Source organism: Rhodococcus sp. no. 34, from assembly GCF_054589475.1.
The window spans coordinates 549,086-569,437 of the sequence record NZ_BAAILK010000035.1 but is presented as its reverse complement, the minus strand read 5'-3'; the positions used below and the strand labels follow the sequence as shown (position 1 = coordinate 569,437).

At 63.0% G+C, this 20,352-nt stretch carries 18 protein-coding genes; 9 read left to right on the top strand and 9 right to left on the bottom strand.

Features of this window, described 5'->3' with window-relative positions:
• On the top strand, positions 1-957 hold a 957-nt coding region (locus ACYP01_RS15875), incomplete at its 5' end, for a carboxylesterase family protein (RefSeq protein ID WP_459681042.1).
• 4 nt (positions 958-961) lie between these two features.
• On the opposite strand, the gene ACYP01_RS15870 is transcribed toward ACYP01_RS15875, so the two are convergent.
• Positions 962-2,920 (bottom strand): AfsR/SARP family transcriptional regulator, encoded by a 1,959-nt coding sequence (locus tag ACYP01_RS15870; protein WP_459681040.1) that lies wholly within the window; start codon positions 2,918-2,920, stop codon positions 962-964.
• Between the two features lie 114 nt (positions 2,921-3,034).
• On the opposite strand from ACYP01_RS15870, the gene ACYP01_RS15865 reads away from it, so the two are divergent.
• Both ACYP01_RS15865 and ACYP01_RS15860 read left to right on the top strand, forming a co-directional pair.
• Entirely contained in the window at positions 3,035-3,913 is an 879-nt protein-coding gene (locus ACYP01_RS15865; RefSeq protein ID WP_459681038.1) for an alpha/beta fold hydrolase, read from the top strand.
• A 71-nt stretch (positions 3,914-3,984) separates the two neighbouring features.
• Positions 3,985-4,470, top strand: a complete 486-nt coding sequence (locus tag ACYP01_RS15860) for a hypothetical protein (protein ID WP_020971240.1) — start codon at positions 3,985-3,987, stop codon at positions 4,468-4,470.
• A gap of 33 nt (positions 4,471-4,503) precedes the next feature.
• Here ACYP01_RS15860 and ACYP01_RS15855 read toward each other — a convergent pair whose 3' ends face one another.
• A complete protein-coding gene (locus ACYP01_RS15855; RefSeq protein ID WP_459681036.1) occupies positions 4,504-5,481 on the bottom strand; it encodes an ABC transporter substrate-binding protein in 978 nt (325 codons plus the stop codon).
• Between the two features lie 244 nt (positions 5,482-5,725).
• On the opposite strand from ACYP01_RS15855, the gene ACYP01_RS15850 reads away from it, so the two are divergent.
• From ACYP01_RS15850 to ACYP01_RS15840, 3 genes are read left to right on the top strand one after another with little or no spacing between them, the layout of a single operon-like run.
• Complete coding sequence (locus ACYP01_RS15850; RefSeq protein WP_003942885.1) at positions 5,726-7,279, top strand: MBL fold metallo-hydrolase; 1,554 nt, start codon at positions 5,726-5,728, stop codon at positions 7,277-7,279.
• Positions 7,280-7,293: 14 nt separating this feature from the next.
• A complete protein-coding gene (locus ACYP01_RS15845; protein WP_054188283.1) occupies positions 7,294-7,959 on the top strand; it encodes a YoaK family protein in 666 nt (221 codons plus the stop codon).
• 39 nt (positions 7,960-7,998) lie between these two features.
• Positions 7,999-9,624, top strand: coding sequence for a cation:proton antiporter (locus ACYP01_RS15840; protein ID WP_459681033.1), 1,626 nt, complete (start codon positions 7,999-8,001; stop codon positions 9,622-9,624).
• On the opposite strand, the gene ACYP01_RS15835 is transcribed toward ACYP01_RS15840, so the two are convergent.
• Positions 9,625-10,062 (bottom strand): DUF2867 domain-containing protein, encoded by a 438-nt coding sequence (locus ACYP01_RS15835; RefSeq protein WP_166502801.1) that lies wholly within the window; start codon positions 10,060-10,062, stop codon positions 9,625-9,627. It lies immediately after the preceding gene.
• 53 nt (positions 10,063-10,115) lie between these two features.
• On the opposite strand from ACYP01_RS15835, the gene ACYP01_RS15830 reads away from it, so the two are divergent.
• Together ACYP01_RS15830 and ACYP01_RS15825 are read left to right on the top strand one after the other, a co-directional pair.
• The gene (locus ACYP01_RS15830; RefSeq protein WP_459681030.1) at positions 10,116-10,688 is read left to right on the top strand and encodes a TetR/AcrR family transcriptional regulator; all 573 of its coding nucleotides are present in this window, start codon (positions 10,116-10,118) and stop codon (positions 10,686-10,688) included.
• Positions 10,689-10,866: 178 nt separating this feature from the next.
• Positions 10,867-10,995, top strand: a complete 129-nt coding sequence (locus tag ACYP01_RS15825) for a hypothetical protein (RefSeq protein ID WP_003943237.1) — start codon at positions 10,867-10,869, stop codon at positions 10,993-10,995.
• A 61-nt stretch (positions 10,996-11,056) separates the two neighbouring features.
• On the opposite strand, the gene ACYP01_RS15820 is transcribed toward ACYP01_RS15825, so the two are convergent.
• Positions 11,057-11,941 carry an SDR family oxidoreductase gene (locus ACYP01_RS15820; protein WP_459681028.1) on the bottom strand — a complete coding sequence of 295 codons (885 nt, stop codon included), beginning with the start codon at positions 11,939-11,941 and terminating at the stop codon, positions 11,057-11,059.
• A gap of 56 nt (positions 11,942-11,997) precedes the next feature.
• Here ACYP01_RS15820 and ACYP01_RS15815 point away from each other — a divergent pair, with 56 nt between their 5' ends.
• Positions 11,998-12,324 carry a winged helix-turn-helix transcriptional regulator gene (locus tag ACYP01_RS15815; RefSeq protein WP_054831399.1) on the top strand — a complete coding sequence of 109 codons (327 nt, stop codon included), beginning with the start codon at positions 11,998-12,000 and terminating at the stop codon, positions 12,322-12,324.
• Positions 12,325-12,332: 8 nt separating this feature from the next.
• Here ACYP01_RS15815 and ACYP01_RS15810 read toward each other — a convergent pair whose 3' ends face one another.
• The 5 genes from ACYP01_RS15810 to ACYP01_RS15790 all read right to left on the bottom strand — a co-directional run bounded on the left by ACYP01_RS15810 (position 12,333) and on the right by ACYP01_RS15790 (position 20,173).
• Positions 12,333-13,394, bottom strand: a complete 1,062-nt coding sequence (locus ACYP01_RS15810; RefSeq protein ID WP_459681025.1) for an alpha/beta hydrolase — start codon at positions 13,392-13,394, stop codon at positions 12,333-12,335.
• An 83-nt stretch (positions 13,395-13,477) separates the two neighbouring features.
• Positions 13,478-14,947 carry a cellulase family glycosylhydrolase gene (locus ACYP01_RS15805; RefSeq protein ID WP_058038483.1) on the bottom strand — a complete coding sequence of 490 codons (1,470 nt, stop codon included), beginning with the start codon at positions 14,945-14,947 and terminating at the stop codon, positions 13,478-13,480.
• An 80-nt stretch (positions 14,948-15,027) separates the two neighbouring features.
• Positions 15,028-17,151, bottom strand: coding sequence for a phosphocholine-specific phospholipase C (locus ACYP01_RS15800; protein WP_459681023.1), 2,124 nt, complete (start codon positions 17,149-17,151; stop codon positions 15,028-15,030).
• A gap of 104 nt (positions 17,152-17,255) precedes the next feature.
• Positions 17,256-19,001: an Ig-like domain-containing protein gene (locus tag ACYP01_RS15795; RefSeq protein WP_459681021.1), complete on the bottom strand. Its 1,746-nt coding sequence runs from the start codon at positions 18,999-19,001 to the stop codon at positions 17,256-17,258.
• A 29-nt stretch (positions 19,002-19,030) separates the two neighbouring features.
• On the bottom strand, positions 19,031-20,173 hold the full coding sequence (locus tag ACYP01_RS15790; RefSeq protein WP_042451633.1) for an Ig-like domain-containing protein: 1,143 nt from the start codon (positions 20,171-20,173) through the stop codon (positions 19,031-19,033).
• Positions 20,174-20,352 lie beyond the last annotated feature (179 nt).

Genomic DNA, 20,352 nt, shown 5'->3' with positions numbered 1-20,352 from the left:
ACGCTGATGACCGTCCCGTCCGCTCGCGGCCTGTTTCATCGCGCTATTGCCGAAAGTTCGCCCGCCACTTCGGTGTACGGTAGTGAACGTGGTGAGATCGTCGCGAAGCTGTTTCTCGAGATCTTCAGCGGCGGAAGCGATCTGGGTCTGTTGCGGTCCACGTCTGCCGAAGACTTGATCGGGCCGTCAGACGAACTGTTTGCTCGCGTCCCCCAGGAGACGCCTGGCACTTTGGCGTTCGCGCCGATCGTCGACGGTGATCTGCTCCCTGACTACCCGGTGCGCGCGTTCCGTCACGGCAATGCACACCCGATTCCGCTGATCATCGGAACCAACAAGGACGAATCTTCGCTCTTCCGGATGATGAAGTCGCCGTTGATGCCGATCGATCCCGTCGTGATCACGTCGATGTTCGCGGAGATCGCCGACGAGCATCCAGGACTCGAGCTACCGGATCATTCTCAAATCGAACGCGCGTATTCGGGACTGTCCAAGCTGGGCGCCGGTCTCGGTTTGACCCGCGATTTCGGATTCCGGCTGCCTACGTTGTGGATCGCCGAAGCGCACAGCAAGGTTGCGCCGACGTGGTTGTATCGCTTCGACTACGCGCCGCCGATGCTCAAGGCGCTGAAGATCGGTGCGACCCACGGCACCGAACTTGCCTACGTCTTCGGCAACATCAACCACGGGGCACGAGACATCACCTACAAGTTGGGTGGCTTGAGCGCGGCGCGTCATGTCTCTGAGCGCATGCAGGCGAGGTGGTTGGACTTTGCCAGAGCTGCAGGCGATTACGACGCCGGGGACGATCGCGAACTGGGTGCGGACCCGGGGTGGCCCACTTACGACACCGACACACGCTCGACACTGTTGATCGACAAACGCGATGCCGTCGTCGCTGATCTCGACCGCGAGATCCGGGAGGCGTGGGGTGAGACGGTGATTGCATTCACCTGACGGTTCAGCCCTGCTCCAATTCGGCCAGGTAGTGCGAGACGGGTCCCACGGTGAGCATTCCGCTTCCGGCGCCGGCTATTTCGGCGGCGGCAGGTAGGAGCGCCGCTCGCGCACGCTCCTTGGCTCGACGGTCGCCGACTGCAGTGGCAGCTGCGGCAGCCATGCACCACAGTGCCTCGGAGAGTAGGTCTTCGGGCGGGTCCGGCAATGCCTCGACGGCCTTCGCCGCTTCGTTCGTCTGTCCCTGTGCGATGAGCAGGTGTGGCCGGGCCCAGGGTTCGTACGGGCCCCACTGCGTGGTCGGGTCGAAAATCGCCGGCAGTCCCCGCCATACGCGGAGGGCGAGAATTGCGAGAGGGAGTATGCCGTCCGCGAGACCCGGCATACCGGAATCGGAAAGATTGACCGCCGCAGCTTCGTACAGCTTCTCGCAGTGCGCGGCCTCCGCGCCGGCAGCGGCAGTACGCACAGCGCGAAACCAGGTGGTGAACACCGCTGCCAACGGGCGTTCGTGACGTCCGGCCAATCGATCAACCGTCTCGGCATGTAGCTCGGCTGCATCGAATTGCCCAAGGGCGCTGAGGGCTTGCATGCGGATCAGATGGCCGAGGATCTCGAAGGTAGCCAGGCCGTGTCGAATGGCGAGGTCGACCAGTTCACGGCCGATGTCGTCGCGCTCGGAGGCCAGACCGGTAGTCCAGAATGTCTGCATGAACAATCCGTTCAGAGCGAAGGCCAAGAGCCCTGGATCGTCGAGAGCGCGACCGATCTGTACTGCGGCACGGGCACATTCGAGACCGTGATGACCGGGCAGTCCGCGCGATTCGAGTGCGATTGTCGCCAACAGTCTCGCCCGAGCGGGTTCGTTGCCGGCCGGAAGTCGATCGAGAGTGCGCTGAGCGGCCTCGACGATCTGCGTAGCCTGCCGAGGATCGTCGGATCGCGTCCAGATCCCGGGCACGTCGTAATTGCCGATGATCCGCGCGGTGAGTTCGACGTCGTCCAATTGTTCAGCGGCGCCGATGATTGTCAGTCGTTGGTTTCGGGCAGTCTCGAGTCCGCTTCCGCCCGCAACTGCCAAACTTCGGAGGAGGCCGACGGTTGACTCCAGTCTCGATTTCGATCCTGCCGCTACGGTCCGGTCGTACGCTGCCGAAACCTGACTGAAGATCTGTTCTGCCCCTACAGGATCCAGGCGGGTTTCCCGGCGGAGAATGTCGGACTCGAGGTCGTTCAGTCGTGGACCAGGGTCGATGCCCAACTCTTCGGCGAGTAACTTCCGTGCGCGACGTAGGACTGCCAGAGCATCGCCTTGACGATCGGACCGGTACAGCGCCAGAGCGAGTAGTCGCCAACCCTCCTCGCGCCAAGGGTGTTCCGTCACGTGGGCATCCAGATCGGGAATCGCTTCGGCAGCTCGCCCGAGATCGAGCTGCGCGGATGCCAAGCGTTCGACGGCAGTCAGACGCAGTTCCTCCAAGCGTGATCGCTCCGTTCGGGCCCAAGGCTCGTCGGCGAACTCCGCGTAGGCCGGCCCTCTCCACAGCTGCAGCGCGGTTCGGAGCAGTTCGAGTGATTGCGCCGGCGTCGAATCTGCGGCTTCTCGCACCAGTCTTTCGAATTCCCAAGCGTCGACCGCGTCGGGTGCTGCATGAAAGGCGTAACCGGGCCCTTCGGTGACAATGACTTTCGGCTTCTTTCGCGGCGCGCGATCCGGTTCGAGCGCACGCCTCAAAGCGGAAACGAACGTACGTATTGCGCTGGTAGCGCCGGACGGAGGATCGACCCAGAGGTCGTCGACAATCACGTCCACGGGAACAACACGTCCGCGGGCGACGACGAGACGAGCGAGGACCGCTCGGTGTCGTGGACCCTTCAGATCGATCTGGTGTGAAGACTCGTTCCACGCGACTACGGGTCCGAGCACTCCGAAAGCCGGGGCTTCAAATGTGTGGTCTCGCATTTCCCCACGCTATCGCGCTCATCGAACGCTCATCGACTGCGGCGAAGCTGATTGCCATCACCCCGACCTGCCATCACCCCGACCTGCCATCACCCCGACTAACGAGAGCGATCGATGACTATCACCATTCCAGGCTTCGACTACCAGCAGATTTCCACAGCAGACGGAGTGCGGCTCAACGTCGCGGTCGGCGGAAGCGGAACACCACTCGTCCTTCTGCACGGCTTCCCTCAGACTCACCTCATGTGGCGTCACGTAGCCACTGCCTTGGCGTCGGATCACACCGTCATCTGCCCGGATCTCCGCGGATACGGAGCCAGCGACAAACCGGTCGAGGAAAACCCGGACACCTACTCCAAACGAACAATGGCTGCCGACATCGTCGAGGTGGCGAGGAAATTGGGACACGAGAAGTTCGCCCTCGTCGGCCACGATCGTGGCGCACTGGTTGCCGTCAGAGCGGGGCTGGATCATCCGGATGTGATCACGCAACTCGGCTCGCTGGACGTGCTCCCCACCCTGGATATGTGGGACATCCTGCACGGATCGAATGCTGCTGTGGCGTTCCATCTCTATCTCATGGCTCAGCCACCTGGTCTTCCCGAGCAGATGATCAGCGCCAGCGCCGACGCGTTCTTCGAGTACTTTCTCGACGTGTGGACGCAGAACCGCGAAGCGATTCCGGTAGACGTGCGGGCGGAATACCTGCGCGCCTCACGGGAGGCGGTGCCGTCGATCGTTGCCGATTACCGGGCGTCGGCAGGCATCGACATCGAACACGATCAGTCCGATCGGGAGGCGGGCAACCAACTGCACATGCCGGTCACGGTCATTCAGCAGGACTGGGGCTCGATGCTCGGCTACGACGCCGAGGCCCTGTGGAAAGGGTGGGCGCCCGACCTCGAGCACCGCACGCTGTCCGCAGGTCACTTCATGGCAGAAGAGGCGCCTGCCGAAGTGGTCGAGGCGATCCGGACCCTACTCGAGAGGTAGTTTTGACGCTTCTCGGCTGTCGAGGTACTGGCGAGCGCATCACGTGCGTCGCGAATGGACGAGGGGGATCGATGGGTTTCTCGCTGCACTTCATGCGAATGACGAAGGACGTGCAACTCGATGTTGATCGGGCGGCGGTCGCCGCTTTCCTCGATCAGCACGGGCTGCGCGTGGTCGAGAGCCCGTACGGAGGCGAGATCGTCGACCGTGACGACAGGGCATTGACGATCGACGGGGCCTTCTCCGACCTTCATCTCGACTCGCTCGAGCAGAGCGATCCACTCAGTGGTGGAATCTTCCACGCGACGCTGTCGCCTGCCGAGTGCGCGTTCGTCTACGACCTCTGCGCGGCGGCTGGGTTCCTGATCGTCAACCCTCAGGGTGACCCGACGTTTCTCGTTCCCCAGCGCAATCACGAGCCCGACGACGTTTCCGAGTTGGAGGACGTCGTCTGGGTTGAAAGCGCCGAGGAACTGGCGCGGGCGCTCACCGGTGGTTTCCAAGCGTTCCGCGAGTTTCGGGACCGCGTGACAGGACGAGCCGCCGGTGCCGAATGATCGGGGCCCCGTCGGGTTGACGAAGGTCGGGTCCTACCGCTTGACCCCGGCCGCCATGTCGTCGACGAGAACCTTGGCGGTCAAGGCGTATCCCGCGGCCTTGTAGTAGTCGAAGGGAATCACTCGACCAGCCTGCGCGGCGGGCAGACGCTGCCACGTCGGCGAGGTGTACACGCTGCCGGAGGCGCTGCGATCCAAGGCGAAGATGACGTCGGCTTCTTCGAGACGGTTGAACTGCTCCGATCCGAGCATCACGCGAAGGTCGGGGCCTTCACGGAGCACCTCGAATCCCAGGTCCTCGGCGACGGCGGTGCGGAAATCGTTCTGGAACCACGCGATCTGATCCTCCGCGGCGGCGACGAAGGCAACCTTCTTGCCGGCCATCAGCGGTTCGACGGTCGGGCGGACCTGAGCTACATGGGCGTCGTACTCGGCGAGTACTTCTTCGGCGCGATCGCTGCGCCCGATGCCGGTGAGGAAGTCCGACATGACCTTCCGCCACTCCGGGGTGAAGTCCTTGCCGACGGGCAGGACCGGTGCGATCTGCTGCATCCGGTCGTTGCCGTACGACCCGGTGTCCCACCAGCCGGCGCTGAGGACGAGAAGGTCTGCGCCGAGAGTCGAGATGTATTCGAAGTTGGGATCCGAAGCACCTTCGGCGAAGATCTCGACACCCGTGGCATCCGGGACCTCACGGCGTAGGTGTTCGGCTGCGCCGGTCGGGTAGGCGGTCACCGGGTATCCGGCGAGGATCGACAATTCGAGGCCGTCCCGAGGGTCGAGGGCAACGACGTTCTGTGGGTCCGTCGGAATGATCAGCTTCTCGTCGCCGCGAGTGAACTCGAAGGTCTCCGCGTTCTCGGGCGTCGAACTTTCCGTGCTGCCGCAGGCGGCGAGAAACGCGGCCGCAGCGACGCCCGCGCCGACGCCGAAGAAACCGCGTCGCGTCAGGTTGTCCACGATCGCCCAGTAGTCGCGATCGGTCGTGGAGGGAGAAAGGAGTCGAGTCATGCTTGTTAGGTTAGCCTTAGGGGCTGTCTTCGGGAATGCTGAAACAGCTCCCGCGAACGCCAAGAAATACGGCGAACACGCCAGCACAGAGAGTGTTGTCCGCGTCACCGGCAGGTCTGATTCACAACCCACTTTTGACCTCTGACGTGCATGACGTCACAACCGGCCGCCTCCTCGATCGCGATTTGGCCCTGATCGCGCCGACTATGCTGAGTTGACCAGCAGTACGATTTCGGAGGTTGCAATGCAGATCACCAGCGTCGGCCACGCAGGATTTCACATCCAGACCGAGGCCGGATCCATCCTGTGTGATCCATGGGTGACCCCGACGTATTTTGCGTCCTGGGTGCCGTTCCCCGACAACACAGAGTTGGACTGGGACGCGCTGGGCAACTGCGACTACCTCTACGTCTCGCACCTGCACAAGGACCACTTCGATCCGAAGAATCTGATCGCGCACGTCAACAAGGACGCCACAGTCCTGCTCCCCGATTACCCGGTGCCGGACCTCAAGCGTGAACTCGAGAAGCTCGGCTTCCACAAGTTCTTCGAGACGGAAGACTCCGTCAAGCACACCGTCAGCGGTCCCAAGGGCGATCTCGACATCATGATCATCGCTCTGCGCGCTCCCGCGGACGGTCCGATCGGTGACTCGGGCCTCGTCGTCTCGGACGGGGAAACCACCTGTTTCAACATGAACGACGCCAGGCCCGTCGACCTGGACCCGCTGACCGACGCCTTCGGGAAGGTCGACATCCATCTGCTGCAGTACTCGGGCGCGATCTGGTACCCGATGGTCTACGACATCCCGAAGGGCACCAAGCGCAACTTCGGCAAGCAGAAGCGTCAGCGCGGCATGGACCGCTGCCGCAACTACATCTCCCAGGTCGACGCTGCCTGGGTTGTTCCGTCGGCCGGCCCGCCGGTCTTCCTCGACGACGACCTGCGTTACCTCAACGACGATCACGGCGACGAGGGAAACATCTTCCCCGACCAGATCACGTTCCTCGAGCAGATGCGCATCAACGGCAACGATCGTGGTCTGCTGATGATCCCCGGCTCGGCCGTCGAACTTCGCGGAAGCGAGAAGGTCGCGCTGACGCATCCCATCCCGGACGCAGACGTCGACAAGATCTTCTCCAACAAGGCCGAGTACATCGAGAAGATGGCGCAGAAGATGGCACCGGTCATCGCCGCGCAGAAGGCCACGTGGGCTCCGGCCGAAGGCGAGCCGCTGCTCGACGGTCTCAAGGCCAAGTTCGAGCCGATCATGGCTCAGTCCGATCTGATCTGCGACGGAATCGGCTACCCCGTCGGACTCGTGATGGGAGAGGAGACGGTCGTCCTCGACTTCCCGAAGCGGATCGTTCGTGAGCCCATCGACGGAGAAGGTAAGTACCGCTACGGCTTCCGCATCGCTCCCGAACTGGTTCGCACCGTTCTGCGCGACGACGAGCCCGACTGGGTCAACACCATCTTCCTGTCGACACGCTTCACGGCGTGGCGCATCGGTGGGTACAACGAATTCCTCTACACGTTCTTCAAGTGCCTCACCGACGAGCGCATCGCGTACGCCGACGGCTGGTTCGCCGAGGCCCATGACGACAGCGCGTCTATCGAGTTGGGCGGGTACGAGATTCAGCGTCGTTGCCCCCACCTCAAGGCTGACCTGTCGAAGTTCGGTGTCGTCGACGGCACCAACCTCACCTGCGATCTGCACGGCTGGCAGTGGGATCTCGAGACCGGCCGCTGCAAGACGTCCAAGGGCCACGAGCTGCGCACCAGCAAGCTGAGCTGAACCGAGCTCGTCGGGTGACGGGATACAGCAGGTCGCTGATCGGCCTGGCGACAGCGCTCGCCGGGTTGGCCGGTTACGTCGACGCGCTCGGATTCATCACGCTCGGTGGGCCTTTCGTTTCGTTCATGAGCGGCAACATGACGCAGGCGAGCGTCGCATTTGCCGACGGGGTGTGGTCGACCGCGAGGGTTGCCGGCGGAATCATCGTGCTCTTCCTTCTGGGAATCGCGCTGGGAACCGTCGTCACCCACTTCACGGAGCGCTATTCGGTCCGGGCCCGCAAGGTCACGGTGCTCGCGGTTGTAGCCGGGCTGCTGGCCATCGGTTCGGTGATGAGCAGCCTCGACGTCACCCCCGGCGCGATCTCGGCGATGGCTTTGGCGATGGGAGCCGTCAACTCGGTTTTCCAGCGCGACGGCGAGGTGACGATCGGTGTCACGTACATGACCGGTGCGCTGGTCAAGATGGGCCAGCGTCTGACCGGAGCCTTTCTGGGTGGCCCGAAGTGGGCGTGGCTGCAGCACTTCGGGATGTGCGCGGGGTTGATCGCGGGCGCGGTGGTCGGTGCGCTCGTTCATCGGTGGATCGGTCTTCACGCTCTGTGGCCCGCATCGGCGTTCACGGTTGTTCTGATCGCCGTTGCCTGGCAGGTCTCGCCCCCGTCTCCGGCAAAGGTGTAGAAAGAGCCAGACACAAATCCGGGGGTACAGGGGGAAGCAGTGGACGCTCTGATCATCGTGGTGCTCGGTCTGCTCGGAATCGTCGCGGCCTCGACGCTCGGAGCGCGGATCGGAGTCGCAGCACCGTTGATTCTGGTGATGGCCGGGATCGTTGTCAGCCTCTTACCATTTGTCCCAGCAGTGGACATCGACCCGGAATGGATTCTGGCAGGCGTGCTTCCGCCACTGCTGTACTCCGCCTCGGTCTCGATGCCGTCGATGGAGTTTCGACGTGAGTTCGGTGCCATCGGTGGGCTTTCCGTTCTGCTCGTGGTCGTGAGTGCGCTTGTTCTCGGTGTGTTCTTCTCCTGGGTGATACCAGGACTCGGTATCTGGTGGGGCATTGCACTCGGTGCGATCGTGAGCCCGACGGATGCCGTCGCGACGTCCATCGTCAAGAAACTCCCGGTCTCGCCGCGGGTGGTGTCGATCCTCGAAGGCGAAAGCCTGCTCAACGACGCCACCGCTCTGGTTCTGTTGCGTACTGCCATCGCCGGGGCCGCCGCATCGGTGTCGCTGTGGAGTGTGTTGGGCAAGTTCGCTTTTGCCGTCGTCGTGGCCGCGGTCATCGGAGTTGTCGTCGGCAAGGTCAACCTGATGGTTCGCGCCCGTGTCACCGATTCGACGGTCAACACGGTCATCTCGTTCACGGTGCCGTTTCTGGCGGCGATCCCCGCCGAAGAGTTGGGTGCGTCAGGGTTGGTTGCTGCCGTCGTGGCCGGGCTCGTCACCGGCTACGACGCTCCTCGGAAGCTGTCACCGCGTCATCGGTTGTCCGACTCCCAGAACTGGCGCACAGTCGAATTGGTCCTCGAAGGTGCGATCTTCCTGGTGATGGGCCTCGAACTCTCGTCGATAGTCGACGATGTCCGGGTCGACCACGAGGGCATATCCACGGCGGTCTTCGTGGCGGCGGGTGCACTGTTCCTCACGATCTTGGTGCGGGCTCTGTACGTGGCCCCGCTCCTGCGAGCGCTCCAAGCACGGGCGAATTTTCGTGAACGCATGAAACCCAGACTCTCCGACATCGCGAATCGCCTCGACAATCCCGAGGATTACCCGCCAGGCGAACGACGCAGCAGGCGCCGGGCACCTTCGGCGAATCAGATGGAAAGGTTCAAGGTTCGGGTTCGGCGGACGGTTGCCGATATCGACTACTACCTTGCTGCGCCGTTGGGATGGCGTGAAGGCACGATCGTCATCTGGGCCGGCATGCGCGGGGCGGTCACTCTGGCTGCAGCGCAGACTCTGCCGGAAGACACCCCGAGTCGATCGCTCCTGATCTTGGTTGCGTTCCTGGTGGCAGCAGGCTCGTTGATCCTTCAGGGAGGAACGTTGAAGCGCGTCGTAGTGGCGACCGGTCCGGCAGCGCAGGACCTCACCGAATCCGAACTAGACGAGCATCGCAGGTTGCTCGACCTCCTCGAAGATGCTGCTGCGAGTGTCGTTCCGCCAGAGGGTCGGTCGAAGAAGAGGATCCGCCTCGACGTGATCGACGCGCAGCGTCAGGCACTGCTCGACGCACGTGACGACGGCGTGTTCGACGCACGGATGCTCGGATCGGCACTTGCCGCGCTGGATGCCGATCAGATCAGCCTCGAACTCAAGGGCGGTCCGGACGGTTGATCACGTGCACAGTCTCTTTCGAGCGGACGTCATCATTGCCCGCGTGATCACGCCGTGCAGTACCTGAACGGGTGCGAAGTAGATTCGGCCCGCGCGGTTCTTCAGCTCCACGGCGGTGACGACGTGCAGGAGGCCGGCGTCGTTGTCGGCCTGAACCGAGGCGACGAATCGTAGGTGTTTCTCGTCCGCTTCGATGAGGGCCTCGCCGTCGGCGATCTTGTCGACGGCAAAGGTGTCGGGGCGTCCCTGGGCGATGCCGAGCAGTCCGACTATCCGCTCCCTGAGCCAGAACATCGCGAGGACGGGTGCGGGGACATTCCTGACGTCGAAGACTGCCTGCGCCCACTCCTCGGATGTATGGGTCGGAACAGACGGGATGGTGATCGTGGTGGCTTCTGCCCAGTCCGGTGCAGGCATTGCCTTGAAAGCGAGTGTCATTTCGTCCTCCGTACGGTGCCGTATGGAACTTACCCATACGGTACCGTACGGAAGTGACGAATGCCCGCGCCCGACTCTCTCGCGACCAGTGGATCGATGCAGCTTTCCAGGCTCTGACAAGCCATGGGCCTGATGCAGTTGCAGTGGAAAAGGTGGCGCGCACGCTCGGATCGACCAAGGGTTCCTTTTATTGGCACTTCGCCAACCGCGACGAATTGCTGCAAGCTGCGCTCGGCCGGTGGGAAGTTTTGGCAACCGAGAGACTGATCTCCTCCGTCGAGTCCTCTGGTGAACCGGCGGAGGTGAGGTTGCGTCGTCTGGTGGATTCGGTCACGACCGGATTGGCCGATCGTCGTGCGGAGTTGGAACTGCTTGCCGGGATCGACCATCCTTTGGTTTCGGCGGCGGTTCGACGTGTCACCGAGCGTCGAGTTACCTACATCGTGACGTTGTTGGTCGATCTGGGGATGGACAGGCAGAAAGCGGAACATCGTGGCGTACTTGCGTATTCGATGTACCTGGGGCAGATGCAATTGGTACACAGTGCGCCCGACGTGGTTCCTGGCAGCGGTGCGGACGCTCAGGCGCTCGCCGACGAGTTCGTGAACATGGTTCTGGCCAGGTAGTCCGCCGTCGAACGCAGCGTGATCTGCGCATCACCCTGCGCTTTCAGGTGAGGGACCACACATTGCGCGTAACCCATAGTTACAGATACTTTGAGGTCAGCTGAAGTGGGGTGCCGGATATGTCGACATTTCCCGGAGGCGCAAAACCGTTTCACGACAGGAAGAAAGGTGACTCACCATGAGCGTTGTGCTTATTTCGTTGCTGGTCGCCGCTGGACTCACCGTGCTGGCCACCAGTGACGGTGCCGGTCTGGACTTCGGGAGTCGGCAGCTGAACCGCCAGTTGAAGACCCGCACGCACCGGTAACCCCGGAAATCGGCCGGCTCCACGCGATACTTCGCGGAGCCGGCCGTTTGCGTTGTTCCGGTCAGTTCACTCCGAGATCTGCCAGCCAGGCCCGGGTGCTGCGGGCGACGATGCCCAAGGCAACGGCAGAACCCGTCGCGGAGTCGAACGCGACGCTGTCGGCAGATTCGAGCCCCGTGTAGAGCTGGGAAACCCCGACTGCTGCGCCCGCTCCGATGATCGGCGCAATCGACGCACCGAAGGCGTCGGGCGTCACGGCTTCGAAAGTTACCGCGCGCGAGAAGTGTTCGGCGAATGCCTCGGCCAGTTCGATGCCGGTGATCGCCGGAATCTGTCCGATGTCGACCGCGTCCGGTGCTACGTCGAGAGTCAGGGCCGCAACGGCTGCATCAGCGACGTCGAGATGTGAACTCCATGCGACCGCGAGATCGGCACGCAGTGGGTAACGCAGGACCCCTTCGTCTTTCACCCCCGACAGCACGGTGGGCAGAAGAAGATTCTCGAGGAACAAACGCGGGGTCAGGACGGTCACCGCGTTACCTTCGGCGCGGAGTCCGTCGACGAGCTCGGAGAGAACGGGTGTGTTGGGACCGGCAAGCGGCGAAGTAGCGTCGCCGGTCACCGTGCCGCTGGTAGAGATCACGAACCGCGAAGGACCTGTCACTCTTGCTGCTGCCAGAACGTTGTGGGCATAACCGGCTAGCGTCTCGGTGTCAGCGGCGAGTGGCAGGTGAAAGAACACCCCGTCTACCCCGCGATAAGCGTCGGCGAGAGAGTCGACTGACGCATTGTCCGCGACGACGGTGTTCGCACCCTCGAACGTCTGGTCGGGGTTGCGGGTGATTGCTCGGACTTCGGCACCTGTCGATCCGGCGAGAGCCGCGACCAATCCCGCGAGAACGGGAGAACCCTGTGCGCCGGTGGCGCCATGCACTGTGTAAGTCATGACGCCTATAGTTCAGATTGGGAACCAGTTACTTCAAGTGAACTAATGGGGAATCGATGAGTGAATCAGGTCACGTGCTTCCGGAGTGCGGCGTCGCGCGCTTTCTGCTGGTTCTGGACGGACCGTGGGCAACGCTGATCGTTCGTGAGCTCACGCACGGCCCGATGCGCTTCACGGAACTACGACGCGCATTGCCCGGCATCAGTCCCAGGACACTGTCCGCCAGGCTCAAGCGATTCGAGGAGTTCGATCTGGTGACCCGGACTGCCTACGCCGAGGTGCCGCCGCGAGTGGAGTACGAACTCACAACGACGGGGATGGAACTGCGCTCCGTGCTCGAAGCGATGGTCGAGTGGGCGGATCTGGCACTCCCCGTTTCGTGACCCTGCCCTCAGTGCGGGCCCGAAAGTCCAACCCGCAGAGCGCCGCAGGCCTCGAACATCGCATCTTGACCGGTATGGCCGACACCGGTGGTGTTGACGAAGGCATGGATCAATCCACTGTGACGCCTGAGTGCAACCGGGACTCCGGCCTCTCGCAGCCGGTTCGCGTATTCCTCACCCTCGTCGCGTAGTGGGTCGAAACCGGCGACGGCAACGTACGCGGGCGGTAGGCCGGCCAGGTCCGGAGTGAGCAGCGGGGAGACTCGCGGGTCGAGGGCCGAAGCGCCGCCCGACAGGTAATGGGCTGCATACCAGTCGAGTTGGGCGTCGGTGAGAAAGAAGTCGGTGCCGAACATCTTGTGCGAAGGGCGCTTCGACGAAAGGTCCACCCAGGGAAAGAAGAGTAGCTGAAATGCGGGCTTGACGTCGTCTTCGGTCGTGGACTGCGCGACGACGGCAGCCAAGTTCCCACCCGCGCTGTCTCCGCCTACCGCAATGGATTTCGGATCTGCACCCAGATCTGTGGCATGCTCGACGCAGTACCGGAATGCGGCGACGGCGTCATCGACCCCGGCGGGGAACGGGAACTCCGGCGCTAACCGGTAGTCCACCGACAACACACTGACCTCGCCGTGGCGGGCCAGGAAGCGGCACACACTGTCGCCGCTCTCGAGGCTGCCGAGGACGAACCCGCCGCCGTGGAAGTACACCAAAAGTGGAGCGGGCGTTGAGACTCCGGCTGGGCGATACAGCCGAGCCGGAATCGCGTGATCCCCGGCCGGGATCTCGAGGTCACGTACCGTCTCGATGTCGATGGGCATACCGCCGAACAGTCGCGATTCGGCGTCGATCTGAGCCCGTCCCTCTTCGACCGGAAGATGCTCGAAGCTCGTACCTTCGACCGCTGAGAGCAATCGCAGCGCAAGCTGGATCTCGGGGTGCAGAGTCTGCCCGTCGATCTCCTTCGGCTTGCCACCGAGAATGCGCTGCGCGCCGGTCGGTAAGGCGCCGACGACATCGAGCACCACCCGCGCAACACGATCTTGGACAGACATCTTCTCCGTGGACATACTCGCCTTCCGTCGGCTGATCACCCGTCGCTTGTACGTTACGAAAGAACTGGACAAATATCCAGGAATCTCGACGCTCGCGATCAGCTTGCCGGCGTCACAGTGACTGTGACGGGGCCCGCGTCGTCCGCGGTTTCCACTGTGAGAAGACGGCTTTGGGGGTTCCAGTTCACGATGTCGGCGCCCGCGACGTCGACGCCGCCGGGAAAGCCGCTCTCGGGTAGGTAGATCTCGGTCGGTGCCGTCACTGCGGGGTTCGGGGTGAACGTCAGCTGAAGGCGGTCAACGGTCGAGGACCATTCGGTGGGTGTGCCCGCGACGGCACGCGGATACGGCTTGTTCAGGGTGTCGACGAGGAGTGTCTGCGATCCGTCCGGCAGGTACGGGCCCCAAGGACCTGGATCACTGGACCAGTAGGAGACACCCGCGCCGAGTTCTCGGGCGGTCGTGTAGACGCGGTCGATGTAGTCGGTTGCGCCGGGCAGTGTTGTGTCGAGCCCGAATTCGCCGAGAATGATCGGAACGCCGCCGAGTACGTTGCCTGCGATGTGTTCGACGCTGTCGCGCCAGGTGTCGATGGTCGCGTCGGTGAGTGTGCGTGAGAGGCCGGAGTATCCGTCACCGAGGTCGAGGGGCAGCGGGTACAGGTGTGGGCAGTAGGCGATTCGCTGTTCGCCGGCTCGTGGGTCGTTGATCTTCGTGAGCCCGCTGGGGACACCTTGGTTGACGCCGACGGCCTGCGGGGCCACACACACCCAGCTGTCCTGATCAACTTCCCTGATGGCGTTGGTGGTTCGCTGATACAGGGCAGCGAGGGGCCCACCTTCGAAGGCGGGGCCTTGGAGGGAACCGCCCCACGGCTCGTTCATGAGGTCGTATGCCACGACGGTGTCATTGCCTGCAAAACGTTCGGCCACCGCCTGCCAGGCGTTCGCGTAGTGCTCGACCAGTTCGGGATGTTGGCCGGTGGTGTTCCAGAAGTTGTCGAATGCACGCATCACACCGGGTTGGACGTAGTACAGCTCCCACCGGTCTTGAGGGCTGACCGGAAGGCCGTCCATGTAGGTCGCCCAGGCCGGCGCGCCGTTGCCGATGTTGCCGGCGCCGTTGCCACTGTTGCCCTCTGGTGTGATCGCGCCGGAGTAGACGTCCTGATGCATGTCGAGCATGACCTTGTACCCGCGTTCGGCGTACCAGCTGACCCGGTCCTCGACGCGGTCCAGATATTCCTGGTCGTACTGTCCCGGCTCTGGCTCCACCGAACGCCAGGAGATCAGGAAACGCACGAAATTTGTTCCCATGTCGGCATGTTCGCGCTCGAGATCGGCTTCGGTGAACTTCGGCATGCCGTCGGGTGCGCTTTTTGCGCTCGACGCCGTGTTGAACCCTCGCAGGATCAAGGAGCGCCCGGCGTCGTCGGTCAGGTACGACGGTGGCACCGACGTGCCATCGGCGCTCCCCGACGTGGGCAGGCTGCCCTGAGCCGCGGCAATTCCGCCGCCCAGTATCAGTGAGCCCGCGACTATCAGTGCTGAGAGCGGGATACGACGCACGGAAACTCCTTCTGGGTGTGTGGATGGATTGACTTGTCCGAATGGGGATTCGGCCCTGGGCTTGAACGCTCGGTGTCGATTCACGTCGGTTGGCTTACGCTGGTCCGCCCGTTTTCGATGTGTCCGACGAGCACGCGCTTGAATTCAGGATCTTCGTCGACCGTCACGGCGGCCTGATACCAGCCGTCCACCGAACGCACCGTCCACTGAGAGTGTGCACCGGCAGCGAGTTTGCGTCGGTTTCCGTCCACATTGACCGTCAGTGCACGACTTCCGGAATTGGTCGCCGTCAGTACAAGCGTGCGCGTCCCTGCGTCGACAGTTGTCGAGACGTCGAGCGAAGCTGCCGCACTGTCTGTAGCTCCGCTGAACTCGCGCCTGAAACCGTTGGGACCCAACAGGGTCAGGCTGTAGACGCGATCCCTGAGCGCAACGGTGTCGTCGACCTCGCCGACGACGTCGTAATGCCGTGGCTCGTCGAACTCACCTGCGTACGGGTACATGGCCAGGTGCGTTGATGCGGCGCCGGTATTGACCAGATGGACCGCCAACGAGCCGGTTTCCGGGTTCACCGTCGTGTAGGCGTCGGGTTGATAGGGAAGTGCCCGTGCTGGTCTAGTGCCGCTTTCCTGCAGAGGCATTCTCTGTTCGGTGGGCGGGATCGGTGTCCACCGCGGTTCCAGCGGCGGAGTGGGTTGCGGGCGCGCCAAAGTCGGTCGACTACGCGGGTTGGCGAAGTCGAACGCCGACGTCAGGTCGCCACTCACCGTGCGTCGCCACGGGTCGATTTCCGGTTGCGTGATTCCGAACCGCGTCTCCAGGAACTGCGTGACGGACGTGTGGTCGAACACTTGTGAACAAACGAAACCGCCAACAGTCCACGGCGAGATGATCGTCATCGGCACCCGCGGGCCGAGACCGAGCGGCTGATTGCCGACCCATTCGGCTTCGACCGAGCGCGGCGGTCGAGGTGGCGGTACATGGTCGAAGTACCCGTCGTTCTCGTCGAAGTTGACGATCACGGCCGTCTTCGCCCACAGATCCGGATCGGACGCGATGGCGTCGAGTACTTGATAGAGCAGTGTTGCGCTCGCTGCCGGTGACGAACCCGATGGGTGCTCCGAATCCACCTCGGACGGAACGAGATAGCTGACTTGCGGCAGTCGACCGGACTCGACGTCTTTCCTGAACTCGGCGGCCAGTGTGCCGGGCCGGGATCGGTACAGCGCGCGATCGTAGAGTTGGCGATCAGCAGGCGACAGTTGGTCTGCGGCATTCGCGAGGGCCAGTACCGCTGCGTCCTGGACCGGCGCCGGCATCGACGGCAGGGCGAGATAGAACCCGGCCAAGGTCTGGATTTCGTAGGGGAGCAGGCTTGGCCGACCAAGCAGCCCTGCCGCCACTTTCTTGAAGGCGGTGAAGTATTCGAGGTTGTTGTCTCCGAAGTTGTCCCACTCCTGGTAGGTCTTCCAGGAAATGCCGGCGGACTGCAACCGCTCGGGAACCGTCGTCCATCCGTAACCGGCGTGCCAGGGGTTGTAGGCCGCATTGGTTACAGCTCTTCCCTCGGGGCCGGGTGGATCCGAAGGCAGGACCGACTCGGTTGGATTCGGCGAAAGTGGCTCGTATCCCGTGTATCCAGAGACCCAATAGTTCCGGTTGGGGCTTGTCGATGTCGGTACGGAGCAGTGGTAGGCGTCGCAGATCGTGAACGCGTCCGCCAGTTCGTAATGGAACGGGATGTCTTGCCGGTCGTAGTACGCCATTGTCGTACTGGTTTTTGCCGCGATCCAACCGTCGTGCCAGCCGTCGGCGAGTGCGGCATGTCCGCCCGCCCAGCTGTGGTCGAGTCCGGTCACGTTCTGGGTGTCCATGCGTTGCGCCGCAGCGGAGTCGCGGATGGGGAAGGGGAGCACAGGACCGGTAGGACCGGGTTGTTCGAAGACGCTGTGGCCGCTGCGTAGACGCAACGCATTCGGATCACCGAAGCCGCGAACACCCCTCAGCGTGCCGTAGTAGTGGTCGAAAGATCTGTTCTCCTGCATGACGAGGACAACATGCTCGATCGAATCGAGCCCGCCGGAGTTTGCGGGTGTGGCCAGTGCACGTTGAAGCGACGGCGGCAGAAGGGAAGCGGCGGCGACTGCAGTCGCACCGACCCCGGCGGCGAGAAACGACCGTCGAGAAAGAGAATTCCTGGACACTTGTGCTCCATCGATAAATCAATCAGTTCTATGACCACGGCCGCGACATGCTGCTGCCGCTGCTCCGAATCGGTGCAGCGGCAACAGTGTCGAGAAGAATTCGATCAGGAACCGAAGAGACCGCCCAGTGAACCGAGGCTGCCCGAACCGCCGTTCCCGCCGTCGTCAGGCGCAGCAGAAACCTTGACGACGGATTCGTCCGACGCGGACTGCGTGAATCCACTACGCCCAGCGAATGACGCCTTGATCCGATGATCGCCCGTCGATGCGAAAGTGTGCGTCAGTCGTGCCACTCCATCGACTCCGACGACAACGGGCTGTCCGATGGGTTGGTCACCGTCGTAGAACTGAACCGAGCCCCCGCCGGGATTGGGACTGACCGTCGCGGAAAGTTCTGTCGCGACATTCTGTTTGGCCGTCGAGGGAGCTGCCAGTGAGGTCGAGGTGGTGACATCGGACGGTGCGGGGTCAGACACGGTGACCGTCTGAGCGGATGCCATGGACGGCATGAATCCTGTTGCGCCGGAGTAATAGGCCGACACGGCATGAGATCCAGCCGAGGTGAAGGCATGTTCCAGGGTAGCTTTGCCGTCAGCGCCCACCGGGATCGGAGCGCCGATATCTGCAGCGCCATCCTTGAACTGGAGAGTGCCACCGGTCGGTGTCGGCGTGACCTGCGCCCTCAGCGACACTGATACGCCCGTCTTTGCATCGGTGGGAACGTTCACGGCCGTGTCGGTCTGCTTGACGACAGGTGCGGCAGTCACCGTCACCATCGCCTCGGTCGAGTTGGAACTCTGGAATCCGTTGACGCCCTGGAACGTTGCGGAGACCCGCGCGGTTCCGGCGGTGAAGAAGGTATGCGGTAGCCGGGCAGTGCCGTCGGCACCCGGCGTGACCGGTGTACCGACGTCGGCGCCGTCCACCCGGAACTGCACGTTTCCAGTGACCGGAGCCGGATCCACCTTCGCGACAAGCTCGGTCGGTGTGCTGGCTTGGATCGAGCCGGGCATCTGGATTGTGGTGGTTGTCGGTTGGCTGACGTAGATGGTGGTCAGGGCCTGCCCACCGGCGTTGAGGCCTGAGTTCCTGTTGTCCCGCGGGGAGCAGTTGTAGCGCTCCCAGTAGTTGACTGTGAAGACATCCTTTTCGCGCTGGACGAATGTGAGCGCATTTCGGTCGTCGTCGTAGTTGGCGGAACCGGGATCGGAAACCCTCAGCGAAGGCTTGATCTCGGTACCGGCCGCACCAGCTTTGACCGTGACGTCGACTGCGGGGAGTCGGAACTTGGTGTTGGCACCGACGATGATGCCGTCACTCGATCGAACTGCGGAGGACGGACCGTTTCCGGTGGTTCGATTCGATCCGGAGATACGCAGGTGCGTACCGGATGCCGATGGATTACCGCCGTCGTCGATCCGTGTGACTGTCGGAGTGGCACTGTCGGATCCGAGGCCGTACGCACTGTCAGCCACAAGCTGGGAGCTCACGAATTCGACGCCGGACGGGATGTCGAAGTCGTACTTGATCCGGGCCCAATGCACGACTCCACGGCTGGCATGGCCGCCGCTGTTTGTCTTCATCTCGTTCGGCTGCACGCGGTAGGTGACGGTCTCACCTGGTGCCGCGGTGGTCGGCGCGGTGATGGTGACTCCCGAGCCGAGCGTCTCGTTGAACGTGATCGGGCTTGCCACACCGTCCATCTCGCGCACATGGCATGCAGTTGTGAAGGCCACGCTCTTGGTCTCGGGGGCAGCAGAGGCGATCCCGCCGCCGACGATCGAGAACAAGCCGCCGGCCAGTACCGAGACGGTTGCAATCGCAGAGCCGCGCAACAGTTTCGAGTTCATCGAGAAATCCTGGTTTCTGCTCACAGTTTTCACGACCCGAATCCGGGGGTGCCGAGGCTACCGAGGCTCCCGGTGCCAGGCTCGGGCTCGGACGGTTCGACGACGTTGATCGTCACGGCACCCGACATCGACTCCATGAAACCGGCAGATCCCGTGTAGTACGCCGTGATGTTGTGGTCGCCCGCTGTTGTCATCGTGCGGTTGGCCTTCGCGACGCCGTTGACGACGGCCACCGGAGCGCCGAGGTCAACCCCTCCGTCGCGGAACTGCACTGTTCCTCCCGACGGCCACGGAGTGACCGTTGCCGTCAACTCCACGGAGTCACCGACGACGGCCTTACCGGGTGCGTCGATTCGCGTCTGTGTCTGAGCGAGGCTGGAGTCGACGTTGATCACGGCGAGCGGCCGGCCGCCGGCGTTCAATCCGGCCGAACGATTGTCGCGTGGTGAGCAATTGGTGGTCAGCCAGTATTTGACGCCGCCGAGCAGGGTCTCCTGCTGCAGGAAGGTCAGGTAGTTGGCGGCACTGTCGTAGGAACCCGAGTTGGAGTCGGACACGCGCAGCATGGGCTTGATCTGGGTGCCGACAGCCCCTGACGTGACGGTGACGTCGACTGCCGGGAGCTGGAACGTCTTTCCTCCACCGACCTCGATTCCGCCGCCGCCGTTGTCGTCGGTGTTGGGTCCGTTGCCCGCCGTGATGTTGTTGCCGGAGATACGAAGATGCGTCCCATTCGGATCGGGTGAACCGGCATCGTTCACCCGCGTGATTGTCGGGGCGACCCCACCCAGATTCGAGCTGGTGCCGGCCACGATCTGCGCCCCCACGTAGGAGGTGCCTGCGGGGATGTCGAAATCGAACTTGAGACGCGTCCAGTTCACGACGGACCTGAGGTCGTAACCGTCCTTGGGGACCGTCATCGGCTTGGGCGCGAGGCGGTATGTGAAGGTGGAGTTCGGCGGGACCACGGCCGGCGCACTGATCGTGACGCCGGAATCACGCGTCTCGTTGTGCGTGATCGGTCCGGGGAACTGCCACCCGTGGCACGATGCTGTGAACGGAAGGTCCACATCAGCGGCGGACGAGACTCCGGTTCCGCCGATCACGAGGGCAACGCATCCGGTCAACGACGCGGCCACCCCCACTCCTCGGCGCATCAACGTCGACACCATTCACATTCTCCTTGAGTAGCGCTCGACAAGATCGAGCTCTCGGCTTGAAGCCGGGTCCGGGAACCGGCCTCGAGCTGACAGAGAATCGAATACGTCTCGTCGTTTGCTCACTACCAGCTCAAACCCTGGAGAGGAGTAGAACACAGAGCGAGCCGCAAAATATGCGATTCGGACAAATT